Genomic DNA, 17,827 nt, shown 5'->3' with positions numbered 1-17,827 from the left:
AATCAACACCTTGCTTTATTTTTCTTTTATTAATAATTAAAATAACTTATAAATTCACACGGCGATTAATTTCACCTTCAATTAAACGGCGCTCATGACGATAGGTTTCATGTAACATTGACAAATCAGCCTCACTCGCTTTAGCAAATTGATATTGCGTGCTTTCAACATCCAATGCCTTTCTGACCTCATCAGAATAGGGAATATTATCAAAAAATAAGCCTTTTTTGATATTACCAATAATTGAAGGTCCAAAGACGAAATCCGGTACAATTCCATCCAGCATTGGCTTAATTGGATAAGACAAAATTAAATGATCAACCTGATTCATATAATAAAAATTTAATAATTGCTTTGGTAGCTCATCTACATCCATGATAAAGGCACCCTCAGATTGCTCGGAAAAAGGCTCTAGCTCAGCATAATTAAGTCCAATTTTTGTTGCTACTTTTTTTGAAATTTTTATAATAATCATAAATTCACCTTTCTGGTTTATTAATCGATTTTCGGCAGCTCACCTTCTATTAAAAAAGCCTCAAAAACATCATTACCTTGATTCAAGCCTAAAGCTGTCATTTTGAGGCGCTGTTCTTCAATTTTTACTAAATCTTTTTCTAATAGATTTTCTACCGTTACACCATATAGCTGTTGAAAATCAAAAGGAAACTGTGCGTTAAATTGCTCAATGGAGATACCTTCAGCCTTCCTTAGCCCTAAAAAAAGCTCCTCTTCAATTATTTCACGAATTGTTAATTTTTCTTCACTCACTCGAGGCTGTTTTTGCGCAATCCCCTTTAGATAATGTTGAATTGGACCATGATTTTTATAGCGAATCCCATCAACATAGCCTGAAGCACCTGCGCCAAAGCCATAATAAGACTGATTGTTCCAGTAAACCAAATTATGCTGAGACTCATAGCCCCTTTGACCAAAATTGGAAACCTCATAATGCTTAAAGCCTTGATTTCTCAGAGCCTTTCTGATGATTTGATACATCTCATACTCTACTTCATTATCTGGTAGGTTTAACTTACCACGCCTCAGCTGATTCATGAATACTGTCTGATTTTCCAAAATTAATGAATAAATCGAGTAATGTGGTAACTCAAGTGCCAAAGCACTTGCCAGCGTTTGCCTTAAATCATCAATTGTCTGACCGGGCAAAGCATAGATTAAATCAATTGATAAGTTGTGAATCTCCGCTTCACGTAAACGCTGAATCCCTGTCGAAATGTCCTGAGGTGTATGATTACGCCCTATTTTCTTTAAGAGTCTTGAATTAAAGGTCTGAACACCGATTGATACTCGATTAATTTTAGAATCGGCAATTACCGCAACAATTTCTTCAGTCAAATCATTTGGATTAGCCTCAATCGTATATTCAATGACCGATGACATATCGATTCTCGCTTCAATTCCCTCAAGAAGTCGTCTCAATTGCTGTGGGCTGATCGCCGTTGGTGTTCCACCGCCAATATAGATTGTCCTCTGTGCCTCAGGCTTGGCCTGCTCAATTTCCTTTAATATAGCGGTAATATAAGCGTCAACTGGTTGATAATCTATCAGCACCTTACTAAAATCACAATAAAAACAAATTTGTGAACAAAAAGGGATATGAATATAAGTTGAACTAGGCTTTTGAACTATTTTAGCTATTTTTTGAATCTTATTTTGCAAGATAAAGCTCCTTATATCATTGCTCTGATAATTAAACGAATACTAAAGCATTAAAGCTGATACTAAATCATAATTATATCCTATTATACTACAGCCAATGAATCTATTGGCACTTTAAAGTATTAATTAGGCAATAGATATCTAACATAAAATTAATTAGACGAATTAATTTTAAACGCTTTCTTATCACACCATAAAAATGATACACTTGATATAGTATAATATAAACTATCTTAAATGACTTAACAGGCTACGACAAGCTCATGCTTTATTTAGTATTTGCAGCTATCAAATTAAGCCATATTAACATTTAAATTTAATCTAGGAGGATTCTTAAAACATGATTCAGTTAATCGCATCCGACATGGATGGTACATTGCTTGATGACCAAATGAACATTTCTGCAAAAAATGCTGAAATGATTAAGGCTGCCCAAGCAGAGGGTATTAAATTCCTAGTCGCAACTGGGCGCTCCTTTGCCGAAGCTGAGCCAACCGTCGCTAAAGCCGGTATCAAATGCAATTATATCACATCAAACGGCGCACAAATATTTGATCAGGATGGTAATAACATTTACTCATTAGAAATTGAACATCCGAAAACCTTTCAGGCAATGTCAATCCTTAGAAAATATAATATTTACTTTGAGCTATTAACCAACCAGGGCGGTTATTCAGAAAGTGAGGCAACACGCGCTGCTCATTTCGGCAAATGGCTGATGAGCACCTCGCCAAACCTAGAGCTTGAAGAAGCCAAAAAAATTATTAATTCACATTTAGATCTCTTACCAATTAACTATATTAAACAATTCGACACCATTTTAAGTAATGAAAATCAAAAGGTGGTTAAAATTTTTGCAATGGGTGACATTAATCAAGATAAATTAAGCTACGCAAAAGAAGAGCTTGAAAAAATCGATGGTCTTTTTATTACCTCATCTGGTGCTAATAATATCGAAGTCAATCACTTTCAAGCACAAAAAGGGATTACTTTGAAAAGAGTAGCTGATAAATTGGAGATTCCGATGAAAAATGTTGCCGCCTTTGGAGATAATTATAATGATGTTAGTATGCTGAAATCAGCAGGGATTGGTGTAGCAATGGGAAATGCCGAAGCTGGCGTCAAAGCAATCGCAAACTATCATACCATTTCCAATGTTGAAAGTGGTGTCGCTCATGCCATTACCAATATTTTAAATAAGAACTGGACAGCTTAAACAGCACTAAACTAAGCTAAGATAGCCAAACCTATAAATCGGTTGATGGCTATTTTTATTGAACTCTCGGTTAAAAAGCCCTTGACAACCATTATTTTTCCATGAATTATGTTAAAATTGGATTATTAAATATTTGAAAATTTGAGGATGAAAGGGGCAACTGCTAATGGCAAATATGAATGATGTTGCTAAATTAGCCAAGGTCTCGCGTGGCACAGTATCAAACTATATCAATGGCATTAAAATCAAGCAGGCTTCAGCTGACCGCATTGAAATGGCAATCGAAGCACTTCATTATGTCCCCAATCAAGCGGCTAGAGCGCTTAAAAGACAAGATAGCGACCTAATAGCCTTTATTTTGCCGACCATTTGGACACCCTTCTTTGCGGAATTAACCTATTACGTTCAGCTAGCCTTACAAAAAAAAAATTATAAAATGCTACTATGTAATTCACAAAACGACTATAATTTAGAGCTAGATTATCTAAAAATGGCAAGGGAGCAAAAGGTCAGAGGCATTATTACGATTACTTATAGTGATATCACGCCATATATTACCTCTGATTTACCGATTGTTTCAATTGAGCGCTATCTAAATGAAAAAGTACCCTTTGTGACAAGTGATAATTTTGGTGGTGCGCAATTAGCTGCCAAGGAATTAGATCGGCGCGGCGCTAAAAAGCTATTAATGGTTGTTAGGCATTTACCAAATAACCTAGGAATTACAGAGCGGATTAACGGTTTTGTGGACTATTGCCAGCATCAAAAAATTGACTTTGAAGTCCATTTAGACAAGGGGAACTCTAAGGATTTCCCAAAAAGACTCGAACAGTTTTTACTAAAGGCCTACCAAAATGATTGCCGCTATGATGGCATTTTTGCAGCAACTGATCGCTATGCTGAATACATCTATCGTAGCTTCGCAAAGCTCAATTGGACAATTCCAGAGGACGTCCAATTAATTGGATTTGACGGTGCTAAAGGCTTTGCAAGTCAGCAGCTTTATATCTCAACCATCATTCAGGATGTTGAAAAAATTGCTGAAATCAGTGTAGCAGAGCTTTTAAGAATTGCCATTAAAAAGCCAGATTCACCACAGCAAAAAAATATCTTACCAGTCAAATTTGGTAATTTTACAACGACTAAGCATATTTAATAGTTCGTTGTTTTTTTTTTATGAAAACGCTTGATTTTTGGAACGTTCCATGTATAATAAAATTATAGTTGGAACGTTCCAAAAATAAAAAACTACTAAAGGAGAGTTACCATGGACTACAAACAAATTGTCGAAGAAATTGTAACGGCAGCAGGTGGCAAAGAAAATATTTCGGGAGCAACACATTGTGTAACCAGACTTCGTTTAACACTAAATCAAGAAAAATTTGACAAAGAAAAACTAGAGAATGTCGAAGGTGCCAAGGGTGTATTTTTTAACAAGGGTCAACTACAAATTGTTTTTGGCACCGGCTTAGTCGATCGTGTCTATGAAGCATTTGTTAAAGAAACTGGTATTGGTGATTTGGGTGGTGAGCAAAAGACAGCGCCAGCTGGTCCGGTTGATAAATCGCTTAAAGGACGAACAATGGAATTTTTCAAGGCCTTCTCAGATATCTTTGTTGCCTTAATTCCAGCCATTGTTGGTTGTGCAATGCTGCTCGGCATTCGAGCAATTTTTAATACAACAGGTATTTTTGGCTTAGAGGGTAGTCTTGCCGATAACTATCGTTGGGCAGAGGATATTTCAAGCTTTCTAAATATTATTGCCACAGGTCTTAATTTCTTACCAGTCTTTGTTGCTTATTCTGCTACTAAAAGATTTGGTGGCAATCCTGTTTTCGGTATTATTCTTGGTTTAATTCTCGTTCATCCAGATCTTGCCAATCGCTTTGATTACATGCAAGGTAATTTAGATAATGTCGCAAGCTGGAACCTATTTGGCTTAGAAATTCCACAGGTTGCCTTTCAGGGTGGTATCTTTCCTGCAATTTTAAGCTCATTATTTATGGCAAAATTTGAGAAATTTATCACTAAGCGCATTCCAGAAATGCTGACCTTTATCTTTGTACCTGCCATTACAATTCTAGTATCATCCTTAGCACTATTCCTAGTCTTTGGTCCGTTAGGTGATATTGTCGCAGCTGGTATTGGTAGTGTTGCCAACTTCCTATATATTAAGGCTGGTGTATTTGGTGCCGCCATCTTTGCAGCATTACTTCAACCCTTGGTAATTACAGGAACACATCATATGATTGGTTCAATCGAAGCACAGCTTCTTTCAGAAACTGGCTTCAACTACATTCAACCACTCTGGGCAGTTTCGATTATTTCACAGGGTGGCGCTGCAATGGGGATGTTCTTTTTAGCTAAGAAAAAATCAAAACGTCGTGAAATTGCTGTTTCTAGCTTTATTCCAACCTTAGTTGGTGTCAGTGAACCTGCAATTTTTGCAGTCAATTTAAAGGACTCAATCATTCCATTTATTTCAGGTGTAATTGGTGCTGGTATTGGAGGCGCCTATATGAAAATTTTTGATGTTAAAGCCTTAGGCTTCGGTTTAACAGGCATTCCAGGTATTACTATTGTTAATCCTCCTGTGATGATTCACTATATCCTTGGTTGTTTAGTTGCCTTTGCTGTACCAATCGCCTTTTTAGTTATTTATAACAAAATCAAAGGGGTCGCTGGTGCTGAGATATAATTAATAGATAGAAAGCGAGCAATAATTAACGATGATTAATGCGAAAGAAAAGTATTACCGCGCTGAGGATCAAGAAATCTTATCAGAATTAGAAAATCAGGTCAGCAGAAGTCAGTATTTACCTAAATATCATATTTATCCTAAAGCAGGCTTAATGAATGATCCAAACGGTCTCGCCTATTTTGAAGGTAAGTATCATGTTTTCTTTCAATGGTATCCATTTGATGCCGTACACGGTTTAAAGCATTGGGGACATACAGCATCTAAAGATTTAATCCATTGGAGCGACCAAGAAATAGCATTAATTCCCGATCAAGAGTTTGAAAAAAATGGCTGCTACTCTGGCAATGCAATTGAACATGACGGACATCTTTTCTTATTTTATACGGCAAATTATAAAACGTCAGCTGGAAAAATTGCCAAACAGGCGATGGCAATCATGTCTTCTGATGGGAAGATTGAAAAATTAGACAAACCAATTATCGACGGCGCCCCTGATGGCTTATCTGGTGAGCTACGTGACCCATTTGTTTTTAAGAGAAATCAGCAATTTTATATGCTGCTTGGTGGCGGTAAGTTCAATGGCGTCAGTCGTAATGGCTTTGGTGATGAAGGGGTACTCTTAATCTATCAAAGTGAAAATCTCTATGACTGGCACTATCTCGGTTTAATTGATTTACCAATTGATACAGGCTATATGCTCGAATGCCCAAGCCTGATCAAAGTCGATGGGCAAGATGTATTGATGCTATCGCCAATGGGCATTTCTGAAACGGCACTTCAATTTAAAAATCGGTTTGCAACTGTACAGCTCGTTGGTCACTTAGATATTGAAAACTTAAAATTTGTCAGTTCAAGCGATGAAGTGTTAGAGATTGACAGTGGCTTTGATTACTATGCACCTCAGGCATTCTATGGTGAGCACCACCAAGCAATCAGCTTTGCTTGGTTTGGCTGTGGCGAGCCGATTTATACAACTGACCAAGAAAAATGGAAGCACGGTTTGACGATGCCTCAAAAGCTGACAATCAATGCCAATAAGCTATATCGATTCCCTGTTCCAGAATTACTCGCTGCGTTTGATGAACTCACACCTATTAATTCAAAAGACCTGCAAATTGAATCAAGATACTACCGTCTGCATCTTGAGGGTAACTATAATATTGCTATCGGTGACAAAAATGATAAGTGGACACTCAAATATGATTCAACAACATCACTCGTAACCCTCTCAAGAGCGGGACTTGCAATGCAAATTGACTCAGAATATGGTGAGCTGCGTCAGGCAAAAATTGAAAAGCTTAATGCTGTAGATATTTTTGTAGATAATTCATTTGTCGAAATTTATTTAAACGAAGGCGAAAGAACGTTTTCCTTTAGAAGCTTTCAGGATAATGTTGGTAAGCTTCAATTACTCGATTGTGATACAAGGGCTTCCTATGGTCAGTATAAAATTTAAAAATATACCTGAAACGATGTTCGTTTCAGGTATATTTTATATATCACATTGCTTAACAAAATTCTGAAATAAGTTTATCCTAATATTTTTTAAGAAAAATGTATTATAAGATAATAAAAAGCACCTATACAGATTTTTACTAAGCTTTTTAACGATTATTTTTCATCAATATTACGAATACCAAGTCATCTTCATTCAAAGAAATACTTAATTAGACTATTAATTTAATAATTCTTTTTTCTTCTTATCGTATTCTTCTTGAGTAATTGTGCCAGCTTCAAACAATTGCTCCCATTCCTTTAATTTTTCAGCCTCAGATTTTTCGACAACTTTAGTAACATTAATACTGGTCGACTTGAAATCCGTTTTACTTGAAGGCATGCAGTATAAAACCAACGTAACTAAACCACCAATATATGGGATAAAATTCAAAAAGAATAGCCCCCAGGGTAACCCTGCATCTCTCAAACGTCTAATTTGAATGGCAACATTAGCGACCAAAGTTGCAACAAAGTAAACAAACATAAGTATACCCAGACCGATACAGCTCATAATTGCACCAGTACTTGGTTCACCGTAGTATGATGCACTAATTGATGTAGATAATATTATAATTAAAAGCGTAGTAGGGATAAGATAGATTAAAAAATTAGCCAATACCACTAACCAATAGTCACTTCTAGTTGCTTTTCCGTAAAAATTTGTATAATTTTTCCAAAAATTCTTATAAGCATTAATCAAAATATTTTCCTCCTAAAATAACAATTGCTAAGATATAATAACATAAAAACAGCAACAAAATCCACCATCATTTCTGATAGTGGTCGGAGTTTATGAAAAAGATTAATTATTTGGGATAAATTAATAATATAACGGATAGCTTAAACGAGACTTAAAGATTATTTTCGAGAAAGACTGAATTATTCGCCCGAAAATAGCAATTATAACGTGAATTTTGCATTCTTTCTAGGAAACATTGGACTATTCGCATAAAAATAGCTCCCTCCACGTAAATTTGGTATTCTTTCCGACAAATAATACCATTTTCGCAAGAAAACAAGCTGTCCATAGTAAAATACCCTTCGAAATTAGCATTATACTAACCCTCGCAGGGTAATCTTATCATAAAATTGAGGCTAATGACGTTAGTAGTGTAATTTGTGAAAAGCTATTTTGGCTGATAGGACCGAGCAACTGCTTCATCTGATTTTAACTGGTCAACTAGCGCTTCAATACTGGTAAATTTAACCATGTCTCTAATTTTAGATAACCATTTCACTTTGACTGTTTCACCATAAATTTCTTCATTAAAATCTAAAATGTAGACTTCGATTGTCTTGCGCAGATTGGCGCCAAAAGTATCATTATAGCCAATTGAGGCAGCACCCCGATAATGCACACCGTAAATCTCAATGTCAACAACATAAACACCGACTTCTGGCTCATATACATAACGCTCAAATTCAAGATTTGCTGTCGGAAAGCCCAGCGTTCGTCCCCGCGCCTCGCCATGCACAACTAAACCAGAAAATTGATAGGGTCTGCCAAGCAAACGATTGGCTAGCTCGACATCACCACAGTCTAAAGCTTCTCGGATACGAGTCGAGCTGACCTTTTCATTATCTAATGTAAATTTGGGTACTGTAATGACCTCAATTTCTTGTGATAGAGCTTTTAATTCAGCAACGCCAGCTGTTTTACCAAAGGTATAATCAAAGCCTGTCACAACAATTTTAGTTTTAAAATCACGTAAATATTGATTAATAAAATCTTCTGGTGATAAATTAGCCAGCTTTGAAGTGAATTCTACCATATAAAGTAAATCAATACCCAAATGTTCAAACTCTTCAATTCGATCCTCTGGCGAAACTAGATGCTTCATCATTTTTTCTTGATTAAATTTTTTAAAGACAATTGAAGGATGCTGAGTAAAGGTCAGCACCGCTAAAGGTAAATTGTGCGCATCAGCAACCTTTTTAGCTTTTTCTATCACTGCCTGATGACCAAGGTGGATACCATCAAAATAGCCTAATACCATCACAAGTGGTTCAACTGGTAAAAATTCTACCGCCACTGGATGATGTAAATAAATTGTTTCCATAACAACTCCTACCTTAACAAACAATAAACATATTAATTCTAAACCAAGACCTTACTAGGCTTTAAAATATCTTTTTTTTCAGGGTGTGCGATATAAATCGCAACTAATTTATCTTGAAAGAAGACAGCAATTGGCACAATAGGTCGCTTTTCAAAGCCAAAATCACTCATTAAAAATTTGCCACCATTTTTGAGTTGATTAAACTGCGCTTCTGAAACAGATACAGACACAAGATTTTGAATACCTAATTCAATAGGCTTTAAAAAGGATAAATCCCTTTTTTGATATCTCACTTCAAGCTCCGACAATTTTAGTGCTTCGTTAACGGTTAAGCCTGCTGCTTCGGTTCGCCTTAAAAAGCTCATATGACTTGGTATACCAAGCTTTTCTCCTAAATCAACCGCCAAGGTTCTGACATAGGTTCCTTTAGAGCAGCAAACACGAAAATTGAACCGTTGTAGCCCATCTTCAAACCGTGGCTCATCAATTAATTGAAAGCTGGTAACATTAATTTTTCTAATCGGACGTTCAACGACTTCATTTTTTCTGGCATATTCGTATAGCCTGCGTCCGTTGACCTTAACCGCCGAATACATCGGAGGGATTTGAAGCTGTTCGCCCAAAAATGTTTGCATCGCTGACTTAATTTCCGCTTCAGAAAAAGGGTGCACTAATTGTTGTTTTTCTACCATGTCACCGCTAGCATCCTCAGTTGTTGTTGAATAACCTAAGGTAATTTCACCTTCATAGGTCTTGCCTGAATCAACCATATATTCAATTACCTTCGTAGCACGCCCAACACAAATTGGTAAAACACCCTCAACATCAGGATCTAGTGTCCCACCATGACCAATTTTTTTTGTCTGTAAAATTTTTCTTAGCTTAAAGACACAATCATGACTGGTCATTCCCGATTCCTTATATAAATTAATAATTCCTTCCATCACAACCTCACAGCTTCTCAATCGGTGCAAATTTGGCAAGGACACGCTTAATACCTTTGCTTTTAAATGCAATATCTAGTTCTTGAGAATCCTCGGAGCCACTAATTTTGACAACCGTACCTTCTCCCCACGACTTATGATTGACACGATCCCCAATCTTGAAAGATTCGTGATTTTTTTCAGAAATTTTGGGCTGCGCTGCCTGCTTTGCTGCAGCTGGTTTCTTGAAAAGCTCTGAAAGGCTACGACCTTGTCCACTGCTAAAGCCAGACTGCCCACGATTAGTATTTGAATAGCTAGCATTATAGCTATTACCACCGCGCTGTGCAATGCCTGAGGGCTGAATATATTGCTCATCAATTTCCTCTAAAAAACGGGAGGCCGGGTTATAATTTGTCTTGCCATAAAGCGTTCTACTGCTTGCATTGGTTAAATATAAGCGCTGTTCAGCACGTGTAATACCAACATAAGCCAAGCGCCGTTCTTCTTCTAGCTCCGACTCGTCCTCACTTGCACGGCTTAGTGGGAAAATGCCCTCCTCCATACCAATTAGGAAAACAATTGAAAACTCCAGCCCTTTTGCTGCATGGAGCGTCATCAGAGTTACCTGCTGCGCACTTTCTTCAACCTCATCTAAATCACTGACTAGGGCTAAATCATTTAAAAAGCGCGCGAGCTTATCCTGTCCAGATGCATCGCTACCATCATCCGTCTTATCAAAATTTTGGGTTACCGTTAAGAATTCTTGAATGTTTTCAAGTCTTGTCTGGCTTTCTAAATTATTTTGATTTTTTAAATCTTGTAGATAACCAGATTGGTCCAGTACCTTTTCCACGATTTCAGTAATCGAAAGCTGATCTAAATCGGCCATCAATTCAGCAATCAGCATTGCAAACTGACTGACCGCCGTTGCCGTTTTGCCCTTTAATCCAGCCATTATCGCATTAGCCGCCGTTTCTAGCATTGATTGTCCATAAATATCAGCATATTCTCGCATCTTTGCTAGGCTGACACCACCAACGCCGCGCTTCGGTGAATTAATCACTCGCTCAAAGCTGATAGAATCACTTGGATTAGCTAGGATATTAAGATATGCAATAACGTCTTTGATTTCCTTACGATCATAGAATTTTTGTCCGCCAACCATTGTATATGAAATATTTGACTTAAGAAAAATTTCTTCAATAATTCGAGATTGAGCATTAGTCCGATAGAGCACTGCAAAATCATTTAAGCTCTTGCCTGCTTCTTGTAATAATTGAATTTGACTGACAATAAACTCAGCCTCTTCTCTTTCCGATTGAGCCCGATAGTAGATGATTTTTTCGCCTGTTTGATTTTGCGTCCACAGCTTTTTAGGTCGTCGATTTATGTTATTTTCAATCACATTATTTGCTGCTGCTAAAATATTCTTTGTTGAACGATAATTTTCCTCTAATAAAATAACTTTTGTTTTTGGATAATCCTTCTCAAACTCCAAAATATTACTCATATCGGCACCACGCCAGCCATATATACTTTGGTCGGCATCACCAACCACGCAAATATTCTTAAAGCGTTTAGCGAGCTGTTTAACAAGCGTATACTGGGCATGGTTGGTATCTTGATATTCGTCCACATGAATGTATTGAAACTTACCTTGATAATAAAGTAAAGCTTCTTGGTCCTCATCAAATAAACGAATTGTATTCATAATTAAATCATCAAAATCCATAGACTCATTTTGACGCAGGTATTTCTGATATTTTTGGTAACATTTTGCAACAATTTCATGATACATTGTCCCTGCTTGTGCTTGATAACCATCTGCTGTTAGTAAATCATTTTTAGCATTTGAGATGGTTGCCAAAATATTCCGGGCACTCCATTTTTTAGGATCTAAATCCAATTCCTTTAAAATTCGATTCATCAAGGTTCGCTGCTCGCCTGGATCAATGATAGTAAAATTACGGTTATAACCAATTTTATCACCATCGCGACGTAAAATCCGAACACACATTGCATGGAACGTTGAAATCCAAACATCCTTTGGACCAATTAATTGCTCAACCCGATTTTTCATTTCCTTAGCTGCCTTATTAGTAAAGGTAATCGCTAAAATATTCCATGGATTAACTGCTTTTTCTTCAATTAAGTAAGCAATTCGGTGAGTCAAAACTCTAGTTTTACCAGAGCCTGCACCAGCCATAATTAAAAGTGGTCCCTCAGTCGTTTTGACTGCTTCAGCCTGCTCTTTGTTCATTTTTTTCAATAAATTATTAGTCAATTTTTATTCCTCCAAAAAAGCACTCAATATATTATAGCATTTTATCGAAGGAAGGTTATTTCCGATTGATTAAAAATATCTTTAGTCGATCAATAAGCCTGCAATTGATTATTCACTTTTTCGATTTTTCATTTAGGTATTTTAAACAAATTATGTTACAATTGATACAATTGTCTTTTTTTAAAATCTATTTTAGGTGGGATATTTATGAACCGTTACGAAGAATTAAGAACAGCAGAAAAGGGCGCAATGCTCAGCATTTTTGCCTATATCATTTTATCAATCATTAAGCTAGGTATCGGTCAATTTGCCAACTCACAATCCCTGATTGCTGATGCCTTTAATAATATCACGGATATTCTCGGAAACGTCACCGTACTAATCGGTCTACGTTTAGCAAGAAAGCCCGCAGATGATGACCATGCTTATGGTCACTGGAAAATTGAAAGTGTCGCAAGCCTAATCACAAGCTTTATCATGCTGGGTGTCGGATTTGAAGTGCTCCGCAATATGATTCAAAAGCTTTTTTCAAACACGGTCGAAGAAATTAATCCATTATCTGCCCTAGTGGGTATATTTTCCGCCATCGTTATGCTATTAGTCTATTTTTACAATCGAAATCTTGCAAGCAAGGTCAATAGTACAGGACTATTAGCTGCAGCAAAGGATAATTTAAGCGATGCTTTAACTAGTATTGCAACCACCATTGCTATTATTGCAAGCTATTTAAAATTTCCAATTCTTGATAAAATTTGTGCCGTTGCAATTACCTTCTTTATTTTTAAAACAGCTTATGATATTTTCTCCGACAGTGCCTTTTCACTTTCCGATGGGTTTGATGAAAGCTTAGTTGAGACTTATCGCGCCGAAATATTAAAAATTCCAGAAGTCAAAAAAGTGGTAGATATTCGTGGCAGAACCTATGGCAGTAATATTTTTGTGGATGTTGTAGTAGATATGGATCCTAATATGACTGTTTTTGATAGCCATAAAATTACTGAAACGATTGAACAGCGTTTACAGGAAAAATGTGGTGTCTATGATGCAGATATTCATGTGGAGCCTTATAAACCAGATCAAGGTTTAAAATAAATAAAAGCCTTAAGGAAAAGAAGAGTAAGCGGATTAACTGATATGTTAACCCTTAGATTGCTCTCCAAGTACTTAAGGCTTTTTAATAAAAAAATTAATTTAACTCTGTTTCACTAATTGCTTCTAAATAATTAGAAATCGCTGAAATACTGTCATCTAATGCGCCAGCTTCAAATGGATTTTTTAAATGAGCCATTTCTAAAATTTCTAAGAAGGTTTTCGTCCCACCAGCTTCAGCAACTTTCAAATAGTCTGACCATGCGGTTGGATCTTCTTCAACAATAAAACGTTGCCAAAATTGGAAGGCGACTACCTGCGCCAAGGTATAATCAATATAATAAAAAGGCACATCAAAAATATGGCCTTGACGGAACCAGTATATCCCCCGCTCTAAATCAGCTGATTCAGCATAATCCTTATGAGGCAAATATGTCTTTTCTAACTTGCGCCATAGCTTTTTCCTCTCCTCTGGTGAAAATTGTGGATTTTCATAGACTGTCTGTTGAAAATGGTCAACCAAAACACCATAAGGTAAAAATTGTAAAGCATCTGACAAATGAGAAAACTGATATTTCAAGGTTGATTCACCAAAGAATGAACTCATCCAGGGCCAAGTAATAAATTCCATACTCATACTAAAAATTTCGGCTGCTTCAATCGTTGGCCAAATAAGACTCGCATCTCTGATTTTTTTTGCGGCTGTATAAACCTGAAAAGCGTGTCCAGCTTCATGTGTTAGAACATCAACATCGCCACTCGTTCCATTATAATTGGCAAAGATAAATGGACTCTGATAATCATAAATATAGGTGCAATAACCACCGGATTGCTTACCCTTTTTACTATCTAAATCTAAAAGTTGATGCTCAGCTAGAAAATCAAAGAATTCGCCCGTTTCACTTGATAATTCATGGTACATTTTTTGAGCAATTGCAACTTTTTCTTCTGTTGTGCCAATTGGCTTAGCATTACCCTTAGGAAAGGCAAGTGCCCAGTCATAATACATTGGCTTCACGAGCTGATTACGTTTTGCTTGTCTGTGGTATAGCTGCTCAGCGACAGGTACAACCTTTTCTAAGATTTGCTGGCGATAATTCGCGATGTCCTTCAAATCGTAACCAAAGCGTTGTCTAAAATAAAGGCTCATTTCAGCATAGTTTTCATAGCCCATTTTCAACGCCTGTGCATGACGATTTTTGACCAGCGCATCATATATTCGATCAAATTCTGCTTCGTGCTGCACGTACCATGCAGTTACAGCTTCGTTCGCTATGCGGCGCACTGATCGCTTTTGATCAGTTGTAAATTGAGTCATCTGCGGCAAGGTATAAACCGCACCTTGAAATTCAATTTGGGCCGAGCCAATTAGCTCATTATACTGAGTTGACAATTGATTTTCGATTTGCTTTAACTCAACGATTTGATTACTAAATGATTTAACTTCACTTTCTGCTAATAGAAACATCGTTTCAGGGTAATAAGCTGCTAGCTCTGATTTTAACGGACTTTCAACAAGCACTTTAGAAAAAGTCGAGGATAGTTCACCAAACCTTGGTCCAAATTCATTCCAATAATCATCTTCTGCTTTATAAAAAGGATCATCCATATTGATTGAAAAACGAATGGCTGCCAGATTATACATTGTATCAATGTTATTACTGATTTTTATATAGTCATCAATAATTTGATTAGCGATTGCTACTGTCTTGGCTGCTTCTAGGGCCGCTGTTAAACCCGAAATTTTAATACTTAGACTTTCAAAATCTGGTCGATGATACTGATATTCCTGTAAAGTCGTCATTCAATCCTACTCCTTATTTATTTTCCAAATAATTAATTACACCTTTATTATAATTAAAATATTAATCATCAGCTACCAAATTGTGCTTGAAGGCATAAATTGCAACCTGCGTTCGATCCTCTACCATTAATTTAGATAATATATTTGAAACATGTGTTTTAACTGTCTTCAAAGAAATAAACAATTCATCTGCAATTTCTTGATTGCTATAGCCCTTAGCGATTAGCTGTAAAACTTCTTTTTCTCGAACTGTTAAATCCTCATGCAGCTTTTTTTCATGCTTTTTGCTCATGTTTTTAAGGACTACGTCGGTCACTGGCTGCTCTAACACCTTTTCACCGGCAAAAACCTTGCGAATGGCTTGAGCAATCTCTTCTGCCGAGGAGCTTTTAAGTAAATATCCACTTGCGCCTGCTTCGATTGCCGGAATTACCTTCTCATCATCAATAAAGCTAGTCACAATCACGATTTTCGCTTCTTGCCACTCTGCCAGTATTTTTTGAGTTGACTCAATGCCGTCCATGACATCCATAACCAAATCCATCAATACAATATCAGGACGTAAGGCAATTGCTTTTTCATAGCCAATCAAGCCATTATCAGCCTCAGCGACCACTTCAATATCATCCTGTAAATTTAAAAAGCTTGCCACACCTAAACGAACCATTGGGTGATCATCCACTAATAGCACTTTAATCATTTTGCCCTCTTTCTACAATTGGAATCCTAATCTCAACATTGGTACCCTGCCCTTTAATACTAACTATTTTTAGCTTGCCGCCAAGGCTCTGGACACGATCATTAATATTTTTCAAACCATAATGTGCTACCTTTTCCTCATCAACATCAAAGCCGACACCGTCATCAATTACTCGAAGTAAAACTTGATGCTCGTTCTCTGTTAAATATACTTCCAATTCCTTCGCTTTGGAATGGCGCAAGGTATTAGAAATTAATTCCTGCATAATTCTAAATAAATTATCCTCAATAATCTCTGGAAGCTGAATGTCCTCAAGCTTCCAAATTAAATTGATCTGAATTTTTGTTTTCAATTCCTTTAATAGATTTTCTATGCCGACATTCAAGCGCTTACCATTCAATTCAACTGGTCGAAGGTGTAGTAACAAGGCACGCATTTCCGCTTGGGCATCATTAATGACTTCTTCAATCAAATTTAATTGTGATTTAATTTTATCGTGAGATAGCTTGTCTACTTGCTGATTTAGACCAGACAGCATCATTGTCGCTGCAAAAAGCTGTTGAGATACTGAATCATGCAGTTCACGCGATAAACGTGACCGTTCCTCTTTGAGAATCGTTTCTTTCATCTGCGTACTTTGACTTTCATGACTGTTCGCCTGAAGCTGTCTTGAAATATGAGCCAGCTTTTCTGCCAATAAGCTTATATCTTGATGGATTTTAACATTACTAACTAAATTATTGCCTTCTACCTCATATACAGAATGCTTATAATCACCTCTAACAAGTCGATGTAAATCCTCTGAAATTTTTTCATCATAGCTATATTCAGTTAGGGTGACCAATAAATAAATAATCAGCCCTAAAACCATTGATAAAACAAGGACATAGGCAATTACAGGAATACCAAAGCTACGATATAGCAGGATTTCCTGCCAAAAGTTTAAATTATTACCGCTGTATGAAAGACGTAAAATTAGCATCATTGCGATTAAATTTGCCAAAATCGCATAAACCATTACTAACTTTCTAGGCAGATGAATCATGTCCGAATCACCTCGACATCTCCCAATATTGAGTTAACATAAATTTTAATATGCTTTGAATTTTCATAATAATTGGCATCGTATCTTGTAATAATACCATTGGCAACTGGCTCTGAGACCTGATTGATTTTTAAATTGCCTGAAAGTGTTGCGTATTCAATTTTCATTCCGATATTACTTGGTACAATAATTCTAGTCTTGCCAAAGGCTTTACGAATCAAAACAATATTATCCTCCTTGGGTAAAATTGTATTTTCGAGATCAATAATTGTATCACCAGCAACTTGAACAATATTAATATCATCCCATTGAAAAGTTTCTTTTCCAATCTCAACATTTCCAAACCATGGAATTAGCTGATTATGAACTGTCTTATCAGGTGCCACTGTTTCAATAATGCAAATTTTCTTTTCAGTCAGCATTCGTTCTTTCTGCTCATTTGCGAAATAAAGAAAAGCAATAATGACCGCTAGCCAAATAAAAATATTGGTAACCAAGGTTAATAATAGCACCAGACTACCAATTATCATTAAAAATGATGAAGAATGCCCTCTTTTCAAGCCTCTATAACCTAAATATAATAAAATAAATCCAATAACAAAGAATGCGCTAAAGCTCTTATTATGTAGAATAGTTAATAATGACATAAAAATTAGAATGCCTTCGATTACTAGGAATATTCTGAAATTTCTCATGACTAATCGCCTCCATTCTACATTTTATATGAGTTTACTCTCTAAATCATCAGACTTAAGATGCAATAATAACCAAGTGATTCTATTATAACAAAAAAGAGCTCGTTCATGATGCAATCTCTCCTAAAAGCTA

At 36.4% G+C, this 17,827-nt stretch carries 15 protein-coding genes; 5 read left to right on the top strand and 10 right to left on the bottom strand.

From position 1 onward, the window contains the following. Positions 1-46 precede the first annotated feature (46 nt). Positions 47-475, bottom strand: coding sequence for a hypothetical protein (locus HOY35_RS10935; protein WP_172213623.1), 429 nt, complete (start codon positions 473-475; stop codon positions 47-49). A gap of 20 nt (positions 476-495) precedes the next feature. Continuing rightward, the gene (gene hemW / locus HOY35_RS10930; protein ID WP_216656375.1) at positions 496-1,677 is read right to left on the bottom strand and encodes a radical SAM family heme chaperone HemW; all 1,182 of its coding nucleotides are present in this window, start codon (positions 1,675-1,677) and stop codon (positions 496-498) included. 340 nt (positions 1,678-2,017) lie between these two features. Between hemW and HOY35_RS10925 the strand changes: the two genes are divergently transcribed. From HOY35_RS10925 to HOY35_RS10910, 4 genes are all read left to right on the top strand, one after another. Then, positions 2,018-2,893: a Cof-type HAD-IIB family hydrolase gene (locus HOY35_RS10925; RefSeq protein WP_172213625.1), complete on the top strand. Its 876-nt coding sequence runs from the start codon at positions 2,018-2,020 to the stop codon at positions 2,891-2,893. 166 nt (positions 2,894-3,059) lie between these two features. Next, positions 3,060-4,049: a LacI family DNA-binding transcriptional regulator gene (locus HOY35_RS10920; RefSeq protein WP_172213627.1), complete on the top strand. Its 990-nt coding sequence runs from the start codon at positions 3,060-3,062 to the stop codon at positions 4,047-4,049. 111 nt (positions 4,050-4,160) lie between these two features. Next, on the top strand, positions 4,161-5,591 hold the full coding sequence (locus HOY35_RS10915; RefSeq protein WP_172213629.1) for a PTS transporter subunit EIIC: 1,431 nt from the start codon (positions 4,161-4,163) through the stop codon (positions 5,589-5,591). Between the two features lie 31 nt (positions 5,592-5,622). Further along, on the top strand, positions 5,623-7,050 hold the full coding sequence (locus HOY35_RS10910) for a sucrose-6-phosphate hydrolase (protein ID WP_172213631.1): 1,428 nt from the start codon (positions 5,623-5,625) through the stop codon (positions 7,048-7,050). A 219-nt stretch (positions 7,051-7,269) separates the two neighbouring features. Here HOY35_RS10910 and HOY35_RS10905 read toward each other — a convergent pair whose 3' ends face one another. From HOY35_RS10905 to pcrA, 4 genes are all read right to left on the bottom strand, one after another. Next, the gene (locus tag HOY35_RS10905; RefSeq protein WP_172213633.1) at positions 7,270-7,791 is read right to left on the bottom strand and encodes a DUF805 domain-containing protein; all 522 of its coding nucleotides are present in this window, start codon (positions 7,789-7,791) and stop codon (positions 7,270-7,272) included. Positions 7,792-8,218: 427 nt separating this feature from the next. Beyond that, positions 8,219-9,151: a riboflavin biosynthesis protein RibF gene (gene ribF / locus HOY35_RS10900; RefSeq protein ID WP_172213635.1), complete on the bottom strand. Its 933-nt coding sequence runs from the start codon at positions 9,149-9,151 to the stop codon at positions 8,219-8,221. A 38-nt stretch (positions 9,152-9,189) separates the two neighbouring features. Beyond that, positions 9,190-10,095 carry a tRNA pseudouridine(55) synthase TruB gene (gene truB, locus HOY35_RS10895; protein ID WP_172213637.1) on the bottom strand — a complete coding sequence of 302 codons (906 nt, stop codon included), beginning with the start codon at positions 10,093-10,095 and terminating at the stop codon, positions 9,190-9,192. Positions 10,096-10,102: 7 nt separating this feature from the next. Then, complete coding sequence (gene pcrA, locus HOY35_RS10890) at positions 10,103-12,337, bottom strand: DNA helicase PcrA (protein ID WP_172213695.1); 2,235 nt, start codon at positions 12,335-12,337, stop codon at positions 10,103-10,105. 231 nt (positions 12,338-12,568) lie between these two features. Here pcrA and HOY35_RS10885 point away from each other — a divergent pair, with 231 nt between their 5' ends. Continuing rightward, on the top strand, positions 12,569-13,453 hold the full coding sequence (locus HOY35_RS10885) for a cation diffusion facilitator family transporter (RefSeq protein WP_172213639.1): 885 nt from the start codon (positions 12,569-12,571) through the stop codon (positions 13,451-13,453). 94 nt (positions 13,454-13,547) lie between these two features. On the opposite strand, the gene HOY35_RS10880 is transcribed toward HOY35_RS10885, so the two are convergent. The 4 genes from HOY35_RS10880 to liaF form a co-directional block, all read right to left on the bottom strand. Then, entirely contained in the window at positions 13,548-15,254 is a 1,707-nt protein-coding gene (locus HOY35_RS10880; RefSeq protein ID WP_172213641.1) for a M3 family oligoendopeptidase, read from the bottom strand. Between the two features lie 61 nt (positions 15,255-15,315). Continuing rightward, positions 15,316-15,954: a response regulator transcription factor gene (locus HOY35_RS10875; protein WP_172213643.1), complete on the bottom strand. Its 639-nt coding sequence runs from the start codon at positions 15,952-15,954 to the stop codon at positions 15,316-15,318. Then, positions 15,947-16,999: a sensor histidine kinase gene (locus HOY35_RS10870; protein ID WP_249641547.1), complete on the bottom strand. Its 1,053-nt coding sequence runs from the start codon at positions 16,997-16,999 to the stop codon at positions 15,947-15,949. The genes HOY35_RS10875 and HOY35_RS10870 overlap by 8 nt, the downstream gene beginning before the upstream one ends. Then, complete coding sequence (gene liaF, locus HOY35_RS10865) at positions 16,996-17,694, bottom strand: cell wall-active antibiotics response protein LiaF (protein WP_172213645.1); 699 nt, start codon at positions 17,692-17,694, stop codon at positions 16,996-16,998. The genes HOY35_RS10870 and liaF overlap by 4 nt, the downstream gene beginning before the upstream one ends. Positions 17,695-17,827 lie beyond the last annotated feature (133 nt).

Source organism: Enterococcus sp. MMGLQ5-1 (assembly GCF_013155265.1).
Taxonomy (GTDB): Bacteria; Bacillota; Bacilli; order Lactobacillales; family Streptococcaceae; genus MMGLQ5-1.
The sequence above is the reverse complement of the archived record's forward strand: the minus strand, read 5'-3'. Positions and strand labels throughout refer to the sequence as shown.

What these genes read in the sequence shown, in the direction of transcription:
- HOY35_RS10910 (WP_172213631.1), top strand. Translation starts at nt 5,623, where the DNA reads ATGATTAATGCGAAAGAAAAGTATTACCGCGCTGAGGATCAAGAAATC.
- HOY35_RS10885 (WP_172213639.1), top strand. Translation starts at nt 12,569, where the DNA reads ATGAACCGTTACGAAGAATTAAGAACAGCAGAAAAGGGCGCAATGCTC.
- pcrA (WP_172213695.1), bottom strand. Translation starts at nt 12,337, where the DNA reads ATGAACAAAGAGCAGGCTGAAGCAGTCAAAACGACTGAGGGACCACTT.
- ribF (WP_172213635.1), bottom strand. Translation starts at nt 9,151, where the DNA reads ATGGAAACAATTTATTTACATCATCCAGTGGCGGTAGAATTTTTACCA.
- HOY35_RS10915 (WP_172213629.1), top strand. Translation starts at nt 4,161, where the DNA reads ATGGACTACAAACAAATTGTCGAAGAAATTGTAACGGCAGCAGGTGGC.
- HOY35_RS10875 (WP_172213643.1), bottom strand. Translation starts at nt 15,954, where the DNA reads ATGATTAAAGTGCTATTAGTGGATGATCACCCAATGGTTCGTTTAGGT.
- HOY35_RS10935 (WP_172213623.1), bottom strand. Translation starts at nt 475, where the DNA reads ATGATTATTATAAAAATTTCAAAAAAAGTAGCAACAAAAATTGGACTT.
- truB (WP_172213637.1), bottom strand. Translation starts at nt 10,095, where the DNA reads ATGGAAGGAATTATTAATTTATATAAGGAATCGGGAATGACCAGTCAT.
- liaF (WP_172213645.1), bottom strand. Translation starts at nt 17,694, where the DNA reads ATGAGAAATTTCAGAATATTCCTAGTAATCGAAGGCATTCTAATTTTT.
- HOY35_RS10925 (WP_172213625.1), top strand. Translation starts at nt 2,018, where the DNA reads ATGATTCAGTTAATCGCATCCGACATGGATGGTACATTGCTTGATGAC.
- HOY35_RS10880 (WP_172213641.1), bottom strand. Translation starts at nt 15,254, where the DNA reads ATGACGACTTTACAGGAATATCAGTATCATCGACCAGATTTTGAAAGT.
- HOY35_RS10920 (WP_172213627.1), top strand. Translation starts at nt 3,060, where the DNA reads ATGGCAAATATGAATGATGTTGCTAAATTAGCCAAGGTCTCGCGTGGC.
- HOY35_RS10870 (WP_249641547.1), bottom strand. Translation starts at nt 16,999, where the DNA reads ATGATTCATCTGCCTAGAAAGTTAGTAATGGTTTATGCGATTTTGGCA.